Below are 17,050 nucleotides of genomic sequence, written 5' to 3'. Positions count from 1 at the left end.
ATAAATGAAGGAGGCATTGGTTATGAAAAAATTAAAAAATAATAAGTTATTTATGTTGGGGTTAGGTAGTTTTGTAGTAGGTAATGCTTTTAAACATATGAACAGCGCTGTATTAGATCATGTGTCTTGCTTTATGGTAGGTTTTTCTTTTTCTATAATAATTGTAGCAATAATTAAGGAGTATACACTAAAAGAATCAATGTAAAATTTTAGTAGCAAGGACTAGAGTATTAAAAGTAAAGATTATAAATTTAAAAAGTATAAATGAAATACTTGGAAATAATATTGAATATAAATTCATAAATATCAAACAATAAGATAAGTGTATAAAAATAATATTGACCTAGGTGTAGCACACAGGTTTATCATTATTATAAGAATAAAAATATTAATTTAAGAGACTTTCAGATAAATAATTGAATATATAACAATTGTTAAATTTTAAAACAACAGAAGAATAAGAAAGAGAGGCTGCTCAATATGGGTAGAAGAAGACCATTAAAAATGAAAAATGTTGGGTTGGAGCATCTTGAGCAATATAACCAACTATTAAGATATGTTTTTCAAGTGACTGACCAAGAATTACAAGAGGTTGGTTGGGAAGAGAAAGAAATAATTAGGGCGAAACTACCAACCTTAGAACAAGCAGATGTTTGGGGATGGTTTGATGGTGATAAATTAATATCTCAAGTCGCTGTATATCCTATGAAAGTTCGTATATTCAATAAAACATATGATATGGGTGGACTTACTGGAGTGGGTACTTATCCAGAGTATGCAAACCAAGGACTTATGCATAAGCTATTATATCAATCCTTAAAGAATATGAAAGAAAAAGAACAAACTATATCTTATTTATATCCATACTCTATTCCTTATTATCGTAGAAAAGGTTGGGAAATTGTATCTGACAAAATTACATTTGAAATTAATGACTATCAATTGCCTAAGAATAAACGAGTATCTGGAGAAGTAGAGAGAGTAGATGTAGAAAGTGAAGAAGTAAAAAAAGCTTATGAGCGCTTTGCTATTAAAACTCATGGAGCCTTATTACGTGATGAATTAGCCTGGAATGAATATTTACTTTGGGATTCAGATGATTTAATGGCTGCTGTTTACTATAGTGAAGATAATGAGCCGGATGGTTATGTACTTTATGGTATAAAAGATGAGGTTTTTCATATTAAAGACATGATTTTTGTTAATGAAGAAGCTCGTAGTGGTCTATGGAATTTTATAAGTGCTCATTTTTCAATGATAACAAAGGTTATAGGTAATACTTATACTGATGAACCTCTTGCATTTTTATTAGAGGATGCAGACATTAAAGAAACAATTTCTCCTTACTTTATGGCTAGAATTGTTGATTTGGAGAAATTTATAGAGCAATATCCTTTTAAGCCAGATACTATAGATAGAGAATGGACTTTTATAATGGATGATCCTATTCTTTCTTGGAACCAAGGAACTTTTACACTACGCATTTCAAATGAAGGAAAGGGAGAAATTATTCGTGCATCAAGTAAAACTGATGATAAAGTAGATATTCAGACGATGACTACAATGTTGTTAGGGTACAAGCGCCCTGATTATCTTCATAAAATAGGACGTCTTACTTGTAGCCATCAAACTTTAGATATGTTAGAAGATGCAATAGAGCAACAAACTCCGTATTTTTCGGATTATTTTTAGAATTGACCACAGAAAAGAATTCTATCATACTTAATAAGTATAAAAGTTAAATAAAATCCTCACAAATAGATACGACTATTTCTATTTGTGAGGATTTTTTATGCTGAAGGATATTATACATGAGCGAAGCAAATTTTTTATGAAATTTATAAATTTATGATAGGAAATGGTAATTATAATTGTATTTATTAGTGTGAAGGCTTCACAATGAGGAGGAAAAAAATTGAGGGATAAGTTACTTATAAAATATATACGAAAGAAAAAAGAAAAGGGAATTGAGATGCTAGTAGATGATTATGGTGAGTTTATAGCAGCTATCACTAGAAAATATTTAGGAGAGCTTAGAAGTTATGAAGGAGAGTGTATCAATGACGTTTTGTTAGCTATATGGGATAATATTGACAAATTTGATGAAAGTAAAGGTACACTAAGAAACTGGATTGGATGTATATCAAAGTATAAAGCTATAAACTACAAGAAAAAGTACATAAGAGAAAAACAAAACTGTGAAATAGATGAAAATACTGTCGTGTATTTAGATAATAATTTAGTACTTAGAGAGCTAGAAGAAGAAGTTGAGGATTTATTAAGCAATTTAGGGGAACGTGATAAAAAAATCTTTAAACAATATTATATAGATGATATTAGCTTAGAAAATATAGCAAAAGAAGAAAATACAAGCGTAAATAATTTATATAATCGTATATCTCGAGGTAGGAAAAAATTGAGAAATTTATACAAGTCATAAGGAGGTTGGAAGATGAAAGATAAATTTGATATGTTCAATGATATGAGAATAGATGAAGATAAATTTGATGAAGTAATACTAACAAAAGAAGAAAAAGATAATATAAAGTCTAGGATGAGAAAATCAGTTAGTAAGAAAAAAGTAGCTAATAAGAAGCTTGTAGCAATAGCAAGTGTTGGTATTATAGTACTTGGTGGTATAGTATTTAGTAGTGAGACTACTTGGGCATATATAGAGAATATTGGTAGGCAAATCGAAATGTTTTTAAGAAAGGATACTGAAGAATTTAAAGGTTTCAAGGTGTCGGTGAACCAAGACGTAATGAATGGAGGTATGAAACTTACCTTAAAAGAATTAATGCTTGATGATGGACAGATGATTTTAAGTTTAAACCTAGATACAAAGGACTTTGATTATAGCAAATTAGGGAAAGGATTTAATAATAAGAATACAAGTATTGACTTGAATACACCTACAATAATTATAAATAATATGGTGTATCCAGGTACAACAAGTTCATTTGATTATATAAATAATAAAGATGGAAGCCAAGATATATTAATAAAGTCAGCTTTAGACATGATAGATACAAATAATGATGGTCATCCAGATAAAGAACATCCTATTTTAGATAATATAAATACAGAATTAGACTATGACGTGAGAATAATATTTAATGATTTCACATATAGAAAAGTAGGAATTGGGGATAAGGAATTAGTAGGTGATACAAACATAACAAGTCAAGGTATTCAGCTTGAAGAAGATTCTAAGGTATTAGAAGAAAATTTAAATGAAAATAGTAGCAATAAAGACTCCATAATGTGGGAGTTTAGAGCGAATATAAATGGTGCTAAAATAATGGAAAATATAGATGTATATACTCTAAATAAAGAAATCATAGTTGATTATAAAGGCTACGATGGTACTTTAATTATTGAAAGTGTTAGAGTTTCTCCTGTATCTGCAAAAATAAAGTACAGATACAACTCTAATGTGAATATGTATGAAAAAGGACATCAGTCACCTCCAACATTAGAGGTATTTGATGAGAATGGTAACTTTATTGGTGGATCAGGAAGTGGAAGTGGTGATGGCTATAGTATGCAATTTATAAAGGAAGCAGACTTACAGGGAAATGAAAAAGCTATAGTAATGAAGATATCCGTAGATGATAAAGATAAAACAAAGTATATAGAACATAGTGATGTGAGAATAGAATTAAATAGATAAAATATTTTAGTTAAATATATAAAAAGACCTAAGAGTGGTTAGAAATTAATCGTCTCTTAGGTTTTTTAATATATTATAATTTCGGGTTAAAAGTGGTGATGTAATTTAAAAGCAAAGATTAATATTTTATAAGTTTCAATTTCATAATTTATGGTATATAGAACCTAGATAGTAGATATGTTATTAAGCTCTATACAAAAATAATAGCTAAAGATAAAGAAGGCAAAGTATTAGATAAGTCTAAAGATATTGCCTATATTTAGCATAGGAGATATAATGAAGGGTAGAGTTTTAATAAAAATCGGTCAATTGTTCATATAGAAATAATACAAAAACACTAGGAGGTCGGAAAAATATGGGTATGATACATAAGTTTTCAATGAATGGTTATAATATAGCTTTAGACGTTAACGGAGGCGCTGTTCACGTTGTTGATGAAGTTGCATACAGAGTATTAGACTTTTATAAAGAAAATACTAAAGAAGAAATAATAGAAATATTAAAAGATCAATATAGCAAAGAACAAGTAGAAGAAGCATATGAAGAGATGGCATCTTTAGAAAAAGAAGGGTTATTATACTCGCCTGATACTTATCAATTCCATCCAAGCTTTGTAGATAGAAAGCCAGTTGTAAAAGCTTTATGTTTACATGTTGCTCATGACTGTAACTTAAAGTGTAAGTACTGTTTTGCAGCTCAAGGAGATTTTGGTGGAGCTAAAGAAATGATGAGTTATGAAGTAGGTAAGGCAGGGATAGATTACTTAATAGCTAACTCTGGAAGCAGAAGAAACTTAGAAATAGATTTCTTCGGTGGAGAGCCACTAATGAACTTTGATGTAGTTAAGCAATTAGTAGAATACGGAAGAAGTGTAGAAAAAGAAAACAATAAGGTTATAAGATTTACTATAACTACAAATGGAGTTCTATTAGATGATGAAACTATAGAATACATAAATGAAAATATGCACAATGTAGTATTAAGTTTAGATGGTAGAAAAGAAGTAAATGATAATATGAGACCAACTTTAAACGATAAAGGAAGTCATGACATAATATTACCTAAGTTTAAAAAGCTTATAGAAAGCAGACCTAAAGACAAGTACTATTATATAAGAGGTACTTTCACTAGAGATAACTTAGATTTCTCTAAAGACGTTATGCATTTTGCAAATGAAGGATTCAAACTTACTTCTGTTGAGCCAGTTGTAGGAGATGAAAGCAATCCATACGCACTTAGAGAAGAAGATATGGAGCAAGTATTTGCAGAGTACGAAAAGTTAGCTGTAGAATACGCTGATATGAAGGTTAAAGGAGATGACTTTAAGTTCTTCCACTTCATGATAGATTTAAACCAAGGTCCATGTGTAATAAAGAGAATCACAGGATGTGGAGCAGGAAATGAATACCTTGCAATAACGCCAACTGGAGATATTTATCCATGTCACCAATTCGTTGGAAATGAAGAATTCAAAATGGCTAACATATTAGATGAAGAAATAGTACTTCCAGCTGAATTAAGAGCAAGCTTCAAAAATGCTCATGTTTATAGCAAAGAAGATTGTAAAAAATGTTGGAATAAATTCTACTGTTCAGGTGGATGTCATGCAAATGCAATGAACTTTAATAATGATGTAAGCAAGCCATATGAGCTTGGATGCGAAATGCAAAAGAAACGTACTGAATGTTCAATAATGATACAAGCAAAAACAATGTTAGAAGGAGAGTAAAGTCATGATAAAGGGTCATAATGGTATTGAACCTAAAATAGACGATACAGCTTTTATAGCAGAAAGTGCAGATGTTATAGGGAACATAACTATAGGAAGAAATTCAAGTGTATGGTATAGATCAGTACTTAGAGGAGACGATCAACCTATAACTGTTGGTGAAAACACAAACATACAAGATGGTAGTGTTGTACATACAGGATGGGATATACCTACAATAATAGGGAATAATGTTACTATAGGGCACAAAGCGCTGATACATGGATGTAAAATAGCAGATAATACTTTAATAGGTATGGGATCCATAATACTAGATGGCGCAGAAGTAGGCGAATTTACAATAATAGGTGCAGGTAGTTTAGTACCTCCAGGTAAGAAGATACCATCTGGAGTATTAGCACTAGGCTCACCAGCAAAAGTAATAAGAGAGCTTACACAAGAAGAAAAAGACAGCATACAAAAATCAGCAGTGGATTACGTTGAAACTGCTAATCATCATAAATACTAATCTTTAAGAAGCTGTATCAAGTTATTTGATACAGCCTCTTTTCACACTATTGGAGAGTGTATTAATATGAGAATTAGTTACAAAAACCTAAAAAGATACAGACAAATAGCTCAAGTACTAATCAAGTACGGATTTAGTTATGTAGTAGAAAAGCTAAACATAGAAGGTGTAGCCTATAAAATACAGATAACTAATCCTCCTGAAGAAATTAAAAACATGTCAACAGGAGAGCGTATTAGAAAGGCCTTTGAAGAGCTAGGACCTACATATGTAAAGTTAGGTCAAATACTTAGTACGAGAAAAGATTTATTTGACCAAGATATTATTGATGAACTTACAAAACTTAGAGATAATGTGGAAGTTTTTGATACAACAGTAGCAAAAGAAATATTCTTATCAGAAGTAGGATTATCAGTAGATAAAGTATTTAGAGACTTTAATGACAAACCAATGGCAGCAGCATCAATAGGGCAAGTCTATGAGGCTACTTTAAAAAGTGGCGAAGATGTAATAGTGAAGATACAAAGACCTAATATTGAAAATACTATAAAGTCAGATATAGAAATATTACAAAGTATAGCTTCCGTAATAAAAGATTTCAAAAAGGATATAGATGTAGACTTATCCCCAATAATTGAAGAATTCCAAACTCAATTAATTAGAGAGTTAGACTATAATTTTGAAGCTATAAATGCTGCAAAGTTTAAAAGAATGTTTGAAGACAGTGAAAATGTTTATATTCCACAGGTATACTCTGAGTACACTACGACAAAAGTCCTAGTTATGGAAAAGATTATTGGAGTAAAACTTAGTGATACAGAGTATATAAAAGAGCTTGGTTGGGATGTTGAGAGAATAAGTGAAATAGGTGTTCAATCTTTATTTAAGCAAATTTTTGAACATGGATTTTTCCATGCAGACCCACATCCAGGTAATATATTTGTTGTAAGTAGTAATTGTATATCATATATAGATTTTGGAATGGTAGGAATTATAGATAAAAAAACATTAACTTTATTAAATGAAATTGCACTAGCAGCAGTAGAAAAAAATGTAGATAGAATAATATATTTACTAATAGAAATTGATGCAATAGACAGTGATGTTGATACAAGTGGTCTTAGACAAGATTTATTATATTTAATTCACTATTATTATGATGTGCCTGTAGATAAATTAAGTATAGGAGATATACTTAATGAGGTGTTTAGATTCTTTAGAAAGTACAAAGTAACTATGCCATCTCAACTTACTACACTGGCAAAAACAGTAATAACTCTAGAGGGTACAGGTAGAGGTTTAAGTCCTAATTTCTCGGTAAGCTCTATTGGGTCTGAGTTTTTAAAGCATTATTATTTAAGTAAATTTAGTCCGGAAAGAATACTTATAAACTCAAAGCAAAGTCTTGATGAAATCCTTGTAGATGTTAGAACTATTCCAAAACAATTAAAAGTAATATTAAGAAATTTAGAAAAAAACAATATAAAAGTTCAGATAGAAGATGTAAAAATATCTAGATTAGAAGCTTGTATATCAGATTTAGCTACTCAACTTTCTCTGAGTTTAGTGCTAGCATCAATAGTAGTAGGATCTTCTTTAATAATTGCATCGCCTAATATAGAAAATAATATATGGATAAAGCTTATGGCATTTGCTGGCTTTTTCGTATCATTTATAATAGGACTTCTATTAGTGATAAAGATTATTAGATCTAGATACAAGAAGGGGTGATGAGTTTGATATTAAGCAAAAAATGGACATTAAAATACACTGGAAATATAGAAGAGACAGAATTAAGCAAGAATCTTAATATTTCCCCGGAAATAAGTCAGATTTTGAAAAATAGAGGAATAAACAGCGAAAAAGAGTCTGAGATATTTATGAATCCTTCATTAGAATATCTTAGGGACCCATTTTTAATGAAAGATATGGGGAAGGCTGTAGAAAGAATAAAAAAAGCTATAGATAATAATCAAAGAATATGGATTTATGGAGATTATGATGTAGATGGAGTTTCATCTACATCTGTATTGTGTTTATACTTTAAATCTATAGGATATCCTGCTAAATTTTATATACCTAACAGATTAGAAGAAGGATATGGAATAAATGAGGATGCAATAAAAATAATACATGATCAAGGTTGTGACTTACTTATTAGTGTTGACTGTGGTATTACTTCAGTAAAAGAAGTGGGCTTAGCTAATGAGTTAGGTATAGATGTAATAGTAACTGACCATCATGAATGCCAAAGTGAAATACCAAATGCATATGCAGTTATTAATACGAAGCAAGAAGATTGTACATATCCATTTGAAGAACTTTGTGGATGTGGAATTGCATTTAAATTGGTACAAGCCCTAACTCCGCCAGAAGTTTTTAAGACTTCTATGTATGATTATTTAGAAATAGTAACCGTAGCTACTATATGTGATATTGTTCCTTTAGTAGATGAAAATAGAATAATCGTAAAGAATGGTTTAAAATTAATGAAAGAAGGAAAAAATCTAGGATTAAGAGAGCTAATAAAAGTATGTGGTGTGGAAACAGATAAAATTGGTTCTTCACATATTGGATTTTCAATAGGCCCTAGAATAAATGCTTCTGGAAGACTTGGATATTCATATCTTGGTGTAGAGCTATTTACTACTGATTCAAAGGAAGAAGCTATAGAAATAGCAAATATTTTAGAAGAAAAAAACAATGAAAGACAAATGATAGAAGCTAAAATGTATCATGAAGCAGAAGAAATAATTAAGGCTAATGATAGATACATAGATGACAAGGTAATGGTAATAGCTAAAGAAGGTTGGCAACATGGAATAATAGGTATAGTAGCATCTAAGCTTACTGAAAAATATTATAAGCCAACTATACTATTGACAATAGAAGATGGAGAAGCTACAGGCTCAGCGAGATCTATAAAGGGTCTTAGCATATTTGAAGCTCTTGTTAATAGTAAGCATCTTTTAAATAAGTTTGGTGGACATGATCAGGCAGCAGGGCTTGCATTAGATGCTGATAATGTAGAATCACTAGCTAATGAAGTGAATGAATTTGCTAAAGATAATTTAAATGAAGATGATATGATAGAAAATGTTAATGTAGAGTTTGAATTAGAAGAAAACATGATAACTCTAGATTTAGTAGAAGAGCTTCATAAGTTAGAACCTTATGGAATGAAAAACCCAAATCCAAGATTTATTGTTAGGGATGGATTACTTACAGACATACGTAAGATGGGTAAAAATCAAAATCATTTAAAGTTTACTATAGAAAAAGAGAGACCTTACGAGTGTGTAGGATTTAATATGGCATATTTAAAAGATGGCTACACAGTAGGGGATAAAATAGATGTATTATTCCAATTAGATGAAAATAATTATATGGGAAATAGAAAGGTACAGTTTTTACTTAAGGATATGAGATTAGCTCATCCTAAAAATGCAGGTAATGATAAAACATCGCTAGAACTATTTTCACATATAATACCTAAGGATAAAGATAGTTTATATGAAATAAACACTATTAATGAAGAACAAGCATCTAAATACAAAAGTCTTATGGATGGTAACTCAGATATAAATATATTTGATTATTTTGATAATAACACTTTAGTAATAGCAAATACTATAAATGGATTTTATAGAGCAATGAGTGATATTTCACTTATAGATGGAGAGTTTGATGTGAATTATAATATTGTAGAGAAAAATATTGACAAATTACAACTTATATTTTCACCTAATATTGATAAAATAGACTTAAAAAGATATAATAATATTATTCTTTATGATTATTTATATAATACGGGTCAATATTCGTATCTATATGAAAATAAAAATAGCAATGCTAGCGTAATTAACTATTATAGTGAACTAGACTTGTTATATTTAAAAAATACTGTAAACAACTTGGTTCCGGAAAGAGAAGAATTTATTACAGTTTATAAAATGGCACTAACAAAAAAAGAAATTGAAATAGATATGAAGGAAATTAGAAAGGTATTTAATATAATACCTATAAAGCTGTTTACAATATTAAATGTATTTAAGGAATTATCATTACTTGATTTTAACTTAAATAATGAAAAAAATTCGATTTTTATAAGTTTACTACCAAAGCCAGACAAAAAATTAGACTTAAACGAGAGCTTGATATTAAACAACCTAAAAAGGTTAGCTCAAGAATACTCAAATAGCTATTAGGAGGAGTCCAAATGGATTTAAAAAAAGTAATAAGAGAAGTAAAAGATTTCCCACAACCAGGTATAGGATTTAAAGATATCACAACTTTAATGCAAGATGGAGAAGCATTTAAGTACACAATAGACCAATTTATAAAAGATTTAAAAGATAAAGAGGTTGATGTTATAGTAGGACCAGAGGCAAGAGGATTCTTAATGGGTACACCAGTTGCTTATGGACTAGGAATAGGATTTGTTCCAGTTAGAAAACCAGGAAAGTTACCTCATGAAACTGAGAGATATGAGTATGGATTAGAGTACGGAACTGATGTATTAGAAATACATAAAGATGCTATAAAACCAGGTCAAAGAGTAGCAATAGTTGATGATTTACTAGCTACTGGAGGTACTATGGAAGCAGCAGCCAAGCTTATAGAAAAATTAGGCGGAGAAGTAGTTTCTATGCAATTTTTAATAGAGCTAGAGTTCTTAAAGGGAAGAGAAAAATTATCACAATATGATATAAATTCTCTTATAAAATACTAGTCATTTTTCAATAGTTGGTATATTGCCAACTATTTTAATATATATAACCGCTTTTAACTTGAGCAACGGGATGCGAGCTTGCCGAGCAGACGTTGGCGACATGAAGTGACTCGCAGACATAGTCGCTCAAGCGAAGCGAATTTCATACTTAAAAATAGGTGGTATTATGCATGATAAGGAATTACAAGAACTAATAGATAAAATAAAAGGTTATGCTCAAAATGCAGATTTGAGCACAATAGAGAAAGCTTATTACTTTGGGAAAAAAGCACATGAGGGTCAGTATAGAAAGTCTGGTGAGCCATACTTTATTCATCCAATAGCAGTTGCTAATCTTTTAGCTGAAATGGAGCTAGATATAGAAACCATAGCAGCAGGGTTACTTCATGACGTGGTTGAAGATACTGAATATACTTATGAAGATATTCAAAAAGAATTTGGAACAGAAATAGCTGATTTGGTAGATGGAGTAACAAAATTAGGACAAATAAAGTATCAATCAAAGGAAGAAACACAAGCAGAGAACTTAAGAAAAATGTTTCTTGCAATGGCCAAGGATATAAGAGTAATACTTATAAAGCTTGCAGATAGATTACATAATATGAGAACACTGAAGTATATGTCTCCTGAAAAGGCAAAATCTAAGGCTAAGGAAACACTAGAAATATATGGTGGAATAGCTCATAGACTAGGAATTTCCATGATTAAATGGGAACTTGAAGACTTAGCTTTAAGATATATAGATCCAGATGGATACTATGACTTAGTAGACAAGGTATCTATGAAAAGAAGTCAGAGAGAAGCATATATTGAGAAAATAGTGCAATTATTAAATGAAAAGTTTGAAGAAGTAAAGATACCTTGTGAGGTATATGGTAGACCAAAACACTTCTATAGTATATATAGTAAGATGCAAAATAAGCATAAAGGCTTTGATGAAATATTCGATTTAACAGCTGTAAGAATACTTGTAGATAATGTTAAAGATTGTTATGCAGTTCTTGGTATGGTACATACATTATGGACACCAATACCAGGTCGTTTTAAAGACTATATAGCAATGCCAAAGCCAAACTTATATCAATCTCTTCATACGACAGTTATAGGTCCTGATGGAGAGCCTGTAGAAATACAAATAAGAACAAAAGAGATGCATAATATTGCAGAATACGGAATTGCAGCTCACTGGAAATATAAAGAAGGTAAGAGCAGTGTTAAAGGTAATATTGAAGAAAAACTTCAATGGCTAAGACAAATGATGGAGTGGGAAAAAGATTTAAAAGACCCACAAGAATTTATGGATGCTCTTAAGGATGATGTATTTAACAGTCAGGTTTATGTATTTACGCCAAAAGGAGATGTAGTTGAACTTCCAGCAGGTTCTACACCTATAGACTTTGCATATAGAGTACACACGAATGTAGGGAATAAATGTGTAGGTGCAAAAATAGATGGGAGAATAGTACCTATTGATTACAAACTTCAAAATGGAACTATAGTAGAAATCTTAACTTCAACAAATTCACAAGGTCCAAGTAGAGACTGGTTAAACATTGTTAAAACTCCAAACGCAAAGAGTAGAATTAGACAGTGGTTTAGAAAAGAAAGAAGAGAAGAAAATCTAGATAGAGGTAATGAATTATTAGAAAAAGAATTTAAAAAATATAATTTGCCTCAAAAAGATCCAGCGATAGATAAATACATGGTACAAATGGCTAAGAAATTTAACCAACCTTCAGTTGAAGATTTAGTTGCAACTATTGGTTATGGTGGAATAATGGTATCGCAGGTTGTTCCTAAGGTAAGAGATTACTATGAAAAAGAAGTTAAAAAGGTTCAAAAAGATAAACATGAATTAGAAGAGCTTAGCAAGCATAATGTTAGTGATACTGAATACAGTAAAAAGAGAAAGAAAAATGCACCACAAGGTATTATTGTAAAAGGTCTAGATAATATACTAGTCAGATTCGCAAAATGTTGTAATCCACTACCTGGAGATGAGATAGTAGGATATATAACTAAGGGAAGAGGAGTTGCTGTTCATAGAACGGATTGCCCAAATGCAAATGTTGATGGGGACTTTTTCCAAAATAGATTAGTAGAAGTATCATGGGCGGCAACATCAAAATCAAAATTTGAAGCTGAAGTTCAAGTAAAGTGCAATGATAGAAAAGGCATAATAAATGATATAACACATATTGTAGCTATGGAGAAGGTCAGTTTAAATGGTATAAATGCTAGAAAAGGTAAAGAAAGCGTAGTAACGGTAAATTTACTTTTAGAAGTTGATGATATACAAGAGCTAAACTTAGTTATGAAAAAAATTAGAGCAATACCGGGTGTTGAAGATATTTATAGAGTTGTAAACTAGGAGGAATTATGAGAGCAGTAGTACAAAGAGTATCTTCTTCTAAAGTTACTGTAGATGAGGCTGTGACAGGTCAAATTAACAAGGGATTACTTGTTTTATTAGGGGTAACTCATGAAGACAACAGTAGTGATGTTGATTATATGATAGATAAAGTATTAAATCTAAGAATCTTCGAAGATGAAAATGATAAGATGAACTTATCTTTAAAAGATGTAGGAGGAGAACTTTTAGTAGTTTCTCAATTTACACTATATGGAGATTGTAGAAAAGGAAGAAGACCAAGTTTCTCAAATGCAGCTAAACCTGATATGGCAAATCAATTATACGAAGAATTTGTTAGAAGGGTAAAAGCAGAAGGTATAACTGTAGGAACTGGACAATTTGGAGCACATATGATGGTAGACTTAACTAATGACGGTCCTGTAACTATGTTATTAGATTCTAGCAAGATATTATAAGGGGGATAAATTTATGATATTAGAAAAAGTAGTTGAACCATACTTCGGAGTGAATACTTATATAGTTGGTGATGAAAAAACTAAAAAGTGTGCAGTTATAGATCCAGGTGGAGACTATAAAGATATTTTAAGAGTTTTAGAAAAAAACTCATTAGAAATAGAGTATATATTATTAACTCATGGTCATGGAGACCATATTGGTGGAGTTAAAGAGCTTAAAGCTAAGACTGGTGCAAAGGTAGTTGCTCATACTGACGAAGCTGAATTACTAATGGATCATAAGAAAAATTTAAGTTCAAGTATGCGTTGCGGAGCACAACAGTTTGAAGCCGATATGTACGTTAATGATAAAGATAGATTAGAAGTTGGAGATTTAAAGGTTAGATTTATCCACACACCAGGACATACTAAAGGTGGTATGTGTATAAGAATTGGTGATGATATGTTTACTGGAGATACTTTATTTAAAGGAAGTATGGGTAGAACAGATCTTTATGGAGGAGACTATAAGCAGATAGATAAATCTCTTAAAAAACTAGCCAAATTTGAAGATAATGTGAGGGTATACCCAGGTCATGGTCCTAGTACTACACTAGGGATAGAAAAGGCTACTAACCCTTATATGTAGGTTTACCCTAACGGGGGCTTCGTGGCACTCGAGATAAATCAAAGTTCGACCTCAATCATAGCTGAAAAGCGCTCTGAAAATGAGGCTTAACTTTGATTTATCTCTTCGTGCCACTTCGCCGTTAGGCTATGCTACATGAAGGGCGTAGCTTTTATACCTTGTGTACTTGGGACATGATGGGTATTCTTCTTACTAGATAGAAGGAGTAGTGTAGATGATAAGTGTAGTTTTAAATGGACATGATTTTAAGTACGAGGTTGCTGAGTTATTAAAATTATTTACTACTCAATTTGAGTTTGTTACTGAGAAAAATTTTGCAAGATGTTTGGAGAATACTGTTATTTCGCATAAAAATATTATAATTTCAAAGACTCAGTGCTTTGAGAATTTTAATGTGAGATATGAGCATAAAGAACATGTAGATATTAGTAATTTATCGGAACAAGAAGTTAAGAAGGTTACTAAGGAAGTTATTAAAAGAAGTATGTACCATGTGCTTATGAAGCTTTATAATTCATATGTGCCATGGGGAATTCTTACTGGAATAAGACCTGTTAAGATTGTTCATACTTTACTTGATAAGGGTATGGATGAAGAGTCTATAAGAGAAAATTTAAAGTCAAATTATTTAATTAGAGATGAGAAGATAGATTTAGCTCTTGATATAGCGAAAAGAGAAAGGCTGTTTATTTATCCAATAGATAAAAATAAAATTTCTTTATATGTAAGTATACCGTTTTGTCCAACAAGATGCTATTACTGTTCATTCCCTGCAAATCCACTAAAGCAATTTGGACATTTAAGAAGAGAATATGTTTATAAGTTAATTGAAGAAATTAAAGGTCTAGCTAAATTACTTGAGGAAACTAATAAAGAGATAGAAACACTTTATATAGGTGGAGGTACTCCGACTGCTCTAGAAGCGGAAGAATTAGATATTCTTATAACAGCTTTATATAAAGAGTTAGACTTAAGTAAGATTAAAGAATTTACAGTGGAAGCTGGTAGACCAGATTCTATTACTAGAGAAAAGTTAGAGACTTTAAAGAAACATGACGTAAGCAGAATTAGTATAAATCCTCAAACTATGAATGATGAAACTTTAGTAAAGATTGGTAGAGATCACAAGGTATCTGATATTATAGACTGCTTTAATATGGCAAGAGAATTAGGCTTTGATAATATTAATATGGATTTAATACTAGGCCTAGAAGGTGAAGATTTAGACATGGTTAGAAATACTCTTGAAGAAATCAAGAAGCTTTCTCCAGAAAGTTTAACTGTTCATACTTTAGCTATAAAAAGAGCTTCTAAGCTAAAGGAAAATCTTGATAAGTATGAGCTTACAAGATATGAAGAAATGATAAAGATGATAGATTTATCAATGGAATATGCAAAGGATATGGGACTTAATCCATATTATATGTATCGTCAAAAGCACATGTTAGGTAACTTAGAAAACATAGGATATGCTAAAGAAGGATACGAGTGTATATACAATATACAAATCATGGAAGAAAAGCAAAGTAACTATGCATTAGGTGCTGGAGCTATTTCTAAATTTGTATATGTTGATGAAGATAGAATCGAAAGAGTAGAAAATGTAAAAAACGTCGAGCAATATATAGATAGAGTAGACGAAATGATAGATAGAAAGAAAGAGGAGGTATACAAAAATGTTAACTAAAGCTCCTAGAGGAACAAAAGACATAACTCCAAAAGATGCATACAAATGGAATTATGTAGAGAACAAATTTAGAGAAATATGTTCATTATTTGGATACGAAGAAATGAGAACTCCAGTATTTGAACATACGGAACTTTTCAAAAGAAGTGTTGGAGATACAACAGATATAGTTCAAAAGGAAATGTATTCATTTACAGATAAAGGTGATAGAGATATAACTTTAAAGCCTGAAGGAACTGCTGGCGTAGTTAGAGCATTTATAGAAAATAAATTATATGCAGACACTCAACCAACAAAGTTATTTTACATAACACCATGCTTTAGATACGAAAGACCTCAAGCTGGTAGACAAAGACAATTCCATCAATTTGGTATAGAAGCATTAGGAAGTGATAATCCATCACTAGATGCTGAAGTAATAGCATTAGCTTACCAATTCTTTAATGAAGTTGGATTAAAAGATTTAGCAGTAAGTATAAACTCTGTTGGATGTCCAACTTGTAGAGCTGAGTACAACGCTAAATTAAAAGAATATCTTGATGCAAAAGTAGATGTTTTATGTGAGACATGCTTAGACAGAAAAGATAAAAATCCAATGAGAGTTATAGATTGTAAAAACCCTAAGTGTCAAGAAAACTTAACAGATATACCTTTCATGATAGATCATATATGTGAAGATTGTAAAACTCACTTTGATAAATTACAAGAATATCTAAGAGAAATGGATATAAACTTCGTAGTTGATAAAACTATAGTTAGAGGACTGGACTACTACAAGAAAACTGCATTTGAAATAATATCTAACGATATAGGATCTCAAAGTACAGTTTGTGGTGGAGGAAGATACGACGGACTAGTAGAACAACTAGGAGGACCTAAAGGCGTAAGCGGAATAGGATTTGGACTTGGAGCAGAAAGACTATTACTAACGTTAGAAAATAACAACATAGAAATAGAAAATCCAAAGTCAACAGATATATTCATAGCAACATTAGGAGACGCAGCAAAAATAAAGAGTTTTAAATTACTTAAAGATTTAAGATATAATCATATAAGTGCAGACAACGACCACTTAGACAGAAGTATGAAAGCGCAATTTAAATACTCAGACAAAATAAACGCTAAATTTACAGTAGTAATAGGTGATACAGAGTTAGAAAATGACAGTGTAACTTTAAAGAACATGTCAACTTCAGAACAAACTACAGTAAAATTAAGCGAGCTTGTTGAAGAGTTAAAGCAAAGATTATAAAGGACCGTAGGA

14 protein-coding genes are annotated in these 17,050 nt (G+C 30.9%); all 14 read left to right on the top strand.

Going from position 1 to position 17,050, the window contains the following annotated elements; genetic code table 11:
- Positions 1 to 22: 22 nt before the first annotated feature.
- Positions 23 to 205 (top strand): hypothetical protein, encoded by a 183-nt coding sequence (locus ACI48P_RS17295; RefSeq protein ID WP_475218046.1) that lies wholly within the window; start codon positions 23 to 25, stop codon positions 203 to 205.
- 275 nt (positions 206 to 480) lie between these two features.
- Positions 481 to 1,692, top strand: coding sequence for a GNAT family N-acetyltransferase (locus tag ACI48P_RS17290; RefSeq protein ID WP_475218044.1), 1,212 nt, complete (start codon positions 481 to 483; stop codon positions 1,690 to 1,692).
- A 223-nt stretch (positions 1,693 to 1,915) separates the two neighbouring features.
- Positions 1,916 to 2,440, top strand: coding sequence for a sigma-70 family RNA polymerase sigma factor (locus ACI48P_RS17285; RefSeq protein WP_475218042.1), 525 nt, complete (start codon positions 1,916 to 1,918; stop codon positions 2,438 to 2,440).
- A 12-nt stretch (positions 2,441 to 2,452) separates the two neighbouring features.
- On the top strand, positions 2,453 to 3,673 hold the full coding sequence (locus ACI48P_RS17280) for a DUF4179 domain-containing protein (protein ID WP_475218040.1): 1,221 nt from the start codon (positions 2,453 to 2,455) through the stop codon (positions 3,671 to 3,673).
- A gap of 355 nt (positions 3,674 to 4,028) precedes the next feature.
- Entirely contained in the window at positions 4,029 to 5,402 is a 1,374-nt protein-coding gene (scfB, locus tag ACI48P_RS17275) for a thioether cross-link-forming SCIFF peptide maturase (RefSeq protein WP_475218038.1), read from the top strand.
- 4 nt (positions 5,403 to 5,406) lie between these two features.
- Complete coding sequence (locus tag ACI48P_RS17270) at positions 5,407 to 5,910, top strand: gamma carbonic anhydrase family protein (RefSeq protein ID WP_475218036.1); 504 nt, start codon at positions 5,407 to 5,409, stop codon at positions 5,908 to 5,910.
- A 66-nt stretch (positions 5,911 to 5,976) separates the two neighbouring features.
- Positions 5,977 to 7,641, top strand: coding sequence for an ABC1 kinase family protein (locus tag ACI48P_RS17265; RefSeq protein WP_475218035.1), 1,665 nt, complete (start codon positions 5,977 to 5,979; stop codon positions 7,639 to 7,641).
- A 5-nt stretch (positions 7,642 to 7,646) separates the two neighbouring features.
- Positions 7,647 to 10,118, top strand: a complete 2,472-nt coding sequence (recJ, locus tag ACI48P_RS17260; RefSeq protein ID WP_475218033.1) for a single-stranded-DNA-specific exonuclease RecJ — start codon at positions 7,647 to 7,649, stop codon at positions 10,116 to 10,118.
- An 11-nt stretch (positions 10,119 to 10,129) separates the two neighbouring features.
- Entirely contained in the window at positions 10,130 to 10,642 is a 513-nt protein-coding gene (locus ACI48P_RS17255) for an adenine phosphoribosyltransferase (RefSeq protein WP_475218031.1), read from the top strand.
- A gap of 166 nt (positions 10,643 to 10,808) precedes the next feature.
- A complete protein-coding gene (locus ACI48P_RS17250; RefSeq protein WP_475218029.1) occupies positions 10,809 to 13,013 on the top strand; it encodes a RelA/SpoT family protein in 2,205 nt (734 codons plus the stop codon).
- 8 nt (positions 13,014 to 13,021) lie between these two features.
- On the top strand, positions 13,022 to 13,471 hold the full coding sequence (dtd, locus tag ACI48P_RS17245; protein WP_475218027.1) for a D-aminoacyl-tRNA deacylase: 450 nt from the start codon (positions 13,022 to 13,024) through the stop codon (positions 13,469 to 13,471).
- 13 nt (positions 13,472 to 13,484) lie between these two features.
- The gene (locus tag ACI48P_RS17240) at positions 13,485 to 14,099 is read left to right on the top strand and encodes an MBL fold metallo-hydrolase (protein ID WP_475218025.1); all 615 of its coding nucleotides are present in this window, start codon (positions 13,485 to 13,487) and stop codon (positions 14,097 to 14,099) included.
- Between the two features lie 214 nt (positions 14,100 to 14,313).
- Complete coding sequence (hemZ, locus tag ACI48P_RS17235) at positions 14,314 to 15,786, top strand: coproporphyrinogen dehydrogenase HemZ (RefSeq protein ID WP_475218024.1); 1,473 nt, start codon at positions 14,314 to 14,316, stop codon at positions 15,784 to 15,786.
- Positions 15,776 to 17,038: a histidine--tRNA ligase gene (hisS, locus tag ACI48P_RS17230; RefSeq protein ID WP_475218023.1), complete on the top strand. Its 1,263-nt coding sequence runs from the start codon at positions 15,776 to 15,778 to the stop codon at positions 17,036 to 17,038. The genes hemZ and hisS overlap by 11 nt, the downstream gene beginning before the upstream one ends.
- The last annotated feature ends 12 nt before the right edge of the window (positions 17,039 to 17,050 follow it).

The organism is Romboutsia sp. LXY-2 (assembly GCF_056171995.1).
The sequence above is the reverse complement of the archived record's forward strand: the minus strand, read 5'-3'. Positions and strand labels throughout refer to the sequence as shown.